At 70.4% G+C, this 4,168-nt stretch carries 3 protein-coding genes; 2 read left to right on the top strand and 1 reads right to left on the bottom strand.

The window, feature by feature from the left end; genetic code table 11:
- Positions 1-621 precede the first annotated feature (621 nt).
- Positions 622-900 carry a hypothetical protein gene (locus ACFWYW_RS24965; RefSeq protein ID WP_379628130.1) on the top strand — a complete coding sequence of 93 codons (279 nt, stop codon included), beginning with the start codon at positions 622-624 and terminating at the stop codon, positions 898-900.
- A 79-nt stretch (positions 901-979) separates the two neighbouring features.
- Here ACFWYW_RS24965 and ACFWYW_RS24970 read toward each other — a convergent pair whose 3' ends face one another.
- The gene (locus tag ACFWYW_RS24970; protein WP_379628127.1) at positions 980-2,404 is read right to left on the bottom strand and encodes a hypothetical protein; all 1,425 of its coding nucleotides are present in this window, start codon (positions 2,402-2,404) and stop codon (positions 980-982) included.
- 522 nt (positions 2,405-2,926) lie between these two features.
- On the opposite strand from ACFWYW_RS24970, the gene ACFWYW_RS24975 reads away from it, so the two are divergent.
- Positions 2,927-4,120, top strand: a complete 1,194-nt coding sequence (locus ACFWYW_RS24975; protein ID WP_379628125.1) for a hypothetical protein — start codon at positions 2,927-2,929, stop codon at positions 4,118-4,120.
- Positions 4,121-4,168: the final 48 nt, after the last annotated feature.

A 4,168-nucleotide genomic window follows, 5' to 3' on the forward strand; every position in this document is an offset into this window, starting at 1 on the left:
GGGGGGGGGGTGGTGGGGGGGTGGGCGTTTGGTTTGGGGGCGGCGCCCACCCCACCACATCCCCTTCCCGGTCCGGCCGGGTTCCTGCCTCGGGAGGGCGAGAAAATGGGGGCAGATTTCCGTACTGGAAATGGGGGTAGCGTTCCGGTGCGCGGTTAAGACCGCTACCCCCTGCGGGGATCGTTTTCGCAGGTCACGCCAGTTTCGGGCATAGCGGTGGACGGCCCGACTCGTCTAAAGACGACTCCTTTTGAATATGTGTGCGCGTGTCCTCGTGGATGCCTACATCATCTTCTCCTCCCTTCTTCCGCCCTCCACGTCTTCCCCTTCTTTCTCCCCCATCAGCAGTTGCCAGCCCGCGGCCAGGCCGCGGGCCGGCCCTCGCGGTGACCTCGCCGTGAACGACGAGCCGAACCTCCGAACGAGCAGGTCAAACGGGTTCCGGACGCGCGGCCCCGGCCGGGCGATGCGCCGGTGGCCGGGCACCCGGCCGGGGCGGTGCGGCGGCTGTGAATTCCGCCGGAAAACTTTACCTTTTGGCCACGAGATAAAGTTCCGCACCCCCTTTTTCGTTGCCGCTATCGAGATAAAATAGAAATGTCAGCGAGAGAAAGTAGAAAGGTGGAAGAAATGGCGTGTAACGCGAACGAATTCGACGGCGAGTTTATGGCGGTTGCGGCGGCGGATGTCCGGCCCACGGATGTGGTGCTGAACCCGGCCCGCTACGTCACGCGGGCGGCGGATCTACCCGGCGGCCCGGTCGGCATCTTCCGTCCGGCTGACCCGGCGCGGGCGTGTGACGGGTGCGATGCCGGGGCGGGTGAGCCGTGCCGGGTGGGGTGTTTGGGGTTGGCGGCGTTGGATGACGCCACCGGGTGGGGATTCGCCGACGCGGGCTGACCGGCCGGGCGCATGTCTACGGCCCCGGGTACCGCCGTGGGGGCGGTGCCCGGGGCCGTAGACATACCCGGGGGCGGGGCTATGCGGTGGCGGGCGTGGCGGCGCTGTCAGACGCGCCCGTGCCGTCCGCACCGTCCGCACCGTCCGCACCGTCCGCGCCGTCCGTGGTGTCGGGGGTGGTGGGGGTGGGCGGGTGGATGGCGATGTGAGCGGCGATCAGCTCGGCCACTTCGGCGGGCGGGGTGTCGGCGAGAAGGTCGGTCGTCGGATAGGTGTCGCCGGGGGTGGTGTGGCCGAGGTAGGTCCACCGGATAGTGAGAGGCGGCGCGGCGGGGTCGGCGGGGGTGGGGTTGATCGGGATGATCACCTCGACCAGGTGGCCTTCAGGCGAACGGTAGTCCTGACCGTAGGCGTCATGGTGGCCCGTCCGGGTGTGGTCGGCGTTGTAGCGGTGGCCCTGTGTGTGGCGTTCGTAGCCGTGAGCGCGCAGGGCGCGGGTGTAGGGCAGGACGCCGGGCATGCAGTACGCGATGTCGTCGATGCTGAGGTGGTAGTCGCCGAGGAGGTCGCTCATGTTGCGGGCGACCGTCTCGAAGTCGGGCTGTCCGAACATGCACGCGTCACAGGTGCGGGCGTCATCGCAGGTGTCGCACCGGCTGAGGGTATACATCTCCTCGTAGCGGCAGATTTCCAGCAGGGTGCCGTCGTCGCCGCGTTCGGGGCGGGCGATGACGGGGTGGCCGTGGTCGTCGTTCCACATGATCGCCCAACCGGGGCCGTGGGCGGCGAGAGCGCGGGCGTAGGTGGGTGCGATCGTGAGCTGCTCGATGGTGTCGGGGAAGCCGCTGTCGTTGAGATGGCGGTAGAGGTCGGTGGTGTGGGGGGTGAGTCCGGCGGCGGTGGCCATCAGCGCGGCGACGGCGGCGGGCGGGGTGCGGCGCGGCACGGTCGCGATGTAAGCAGGTGCCGGATCGGCCCCGGTGTCACCCCCGGCCCCGGCAACGGTGATGGTGATGGTGATGGTGATCGAGGCCCGGGTATCGCGCATGTAGGGCGTGGCGAGGGTGGCGGTGGCCCCGTCGGGCGTCCGATAACGGGTGATGATGTCGCCGGTGGCGGGGTCGAGGTGGCTGGGCTGGTCGCGGTGGATGCCGTAGGGGCGTAGCGCGGCGGTGTAAGGGCCGCTGACAGCCATGAGCGACGCGGTGAGCCGCTGACCTTCGAGGCGGAGGCGGGCGGTCACGGTGACGCTGTCGGCGATGCTGCCCGGGGTGGGCGGCGCGCCGGGGGCGTCGTTGGCCAGGGTGGCGGTGATCTCTTCCTGAGTGGTGATCTCCAGCAGGGTGCCGTGGTCGGCCATCGCGGCGGGCCCGATCAGCAGGTCATGTCCGTCCCACATCAGGGTGTGGCCGGGGCCGGTGTCGACCAGCCCGCGTAGGTGGGCGGGTTCCACGGTGATGCTGGCGGCGGCGGTGTCGGGGGTGGCGTTGGTGTTCGGCGTCATGCGGGTGTGCCCTTTCGTGGTGGCCCCGGAATGGCGCGGCGTGTTATTCCGGTGCGGTTTTCCGGCGGTGTTTCCCGCCTAATTCCATGGACGCTCGACCCCGGCACAATTGTCAACCCGGATACGCGTTTACCTCGAAGGTTCTTCACGATGCTATTCGGGCAATTGGGTATCGTCCGCCGTCGTCTTCTCATGGGGTGACGAGCCGGGCCGGCCCGGGATGTCAAGTCGAAACCGTCGCCTTCTCGCGAGGTGTTTTCGCAGGTCGGAGGTTGTTTTGTTAGGTTAGCCTCTCCAGCCGTTGGGGTGACATTATTTGTGGCCGGGTCGGCTTGCCAGCCGGGTTAGTGGCGAGGGATGGTCGTGACGCAAACGAAAAACACCGGCCCACACCGGGGCCGGGAATTCGATCGGAAAGGGCGTCACGAAATGGCTATTCATACCCCGGAAATGACCGCTACCGAAACCGTTCCTACCGACACCGGAACCGCCGCTGCGATTCCCGCCACGGACGCGCCCGTAATGGCCCCTGACGGCCCCGACGCCGCCCCGGTCACTGACCCCGCGACGGACGCGGACGGGCGTGTGGGGGCGGTGTGGGCCGCACTGAACGCCGAGCCCGGCGGGTCGGCCACGATGATCGGGGCGGCGGCCGACCTGAACCGCACGGTCGCGGGGAAGATCCTCGGCCAACTCGAAGCCGACGGGCACGCCCGCCGTGAGCCGGGCGTGAACGACGGCGGGCGCGGGCGCGCGGCTGACCGGTGGTACCCGATCACCACGGACCCCACCGACTCCCCGGCCGACACTGCCGCGCCGACCGAGCCAACCGACACCGCCGACGCGCCCACACCGGCCCCCGAAACACCGGACGCCGCACCCGACCCCACCCCCATGCCCGACACGGACACGCCGGACGCGGACGCGGTGCCCGTTTCGGAGGAGGAGGTCGTCCCGTCCGGCATTGGTTCGGCCGAGCCCGCCCCGGCGGACGAGCCGACCGATGACGAGGCAGACCTGACCGAGGAGGCGGCCGGTCAGGTGCCGGGTGGGGTGGACGGTGACCTCGACGCGGCCCCTGACGCCGACGCGGTCGAGCCGGTGTCTGATCCGGTGGCCGATGACCCGGCGTGGGCGCGGGCCCGTGCCGACCTGTCGGAGCTGGCGGACCTGTTCTACGGGGTGCTCACGGCGAAGGACGAGGGGAACGCGGTGATGGCGTTGGGGTGCCTGGAAATGGCGATGACGAAAGTCGCGTCGGCGCATCGCAGTGCGCGGGCGGCGCTGACCGGCACCGCCACCCCCGCCCACCCGGTATCAGGGGCCCGTCCGGGGACCGGTGGCGGCACGGGTGCGGGTGGCAGCACGCGGCCGGGTGCGTTGCGGGAAGAGATCTACGCGCACCTGACCGAGTTCCCCGGCAAGGAATTCAGCCCGCATGACATGGCCAAGGCGTTGGGCGGCCGTTCGTCCGGCGCGGTGGCCAACGCCCTGGACCGCTTGGTTCAGCTCGGGAACGCGGTGCTGACCACGGAACGGCCCCGCCGGTTCGCCCTCGCCCCCACCGTCAACCACGCCCCGGCCCACCCTGCCCCGGCCACCGCCCCCGCCATGACCCCGGCCAACCCCGCCAACCCCGCCAACCCCGCCAACCCCGCCAACCCCGCCGACGCTATCGCCGGGGACGGCGCGACGGCTGACACCTCCGGCGACTGAACCGGGGGTGGGCGGGCCCCCCCGGGCCGGCCGCCCCCCCCCCCCCCC

This window comes from Nonomuraea sp. NPDC059023, from assembly GCF_042740095.1.
In the GTDB taxonomy this organism is placed as follows: Bacteria; Actinomycetota; Actinomycetes; order Streptosporangiales; family Streptosporangiaceae; genus Nonomuraea.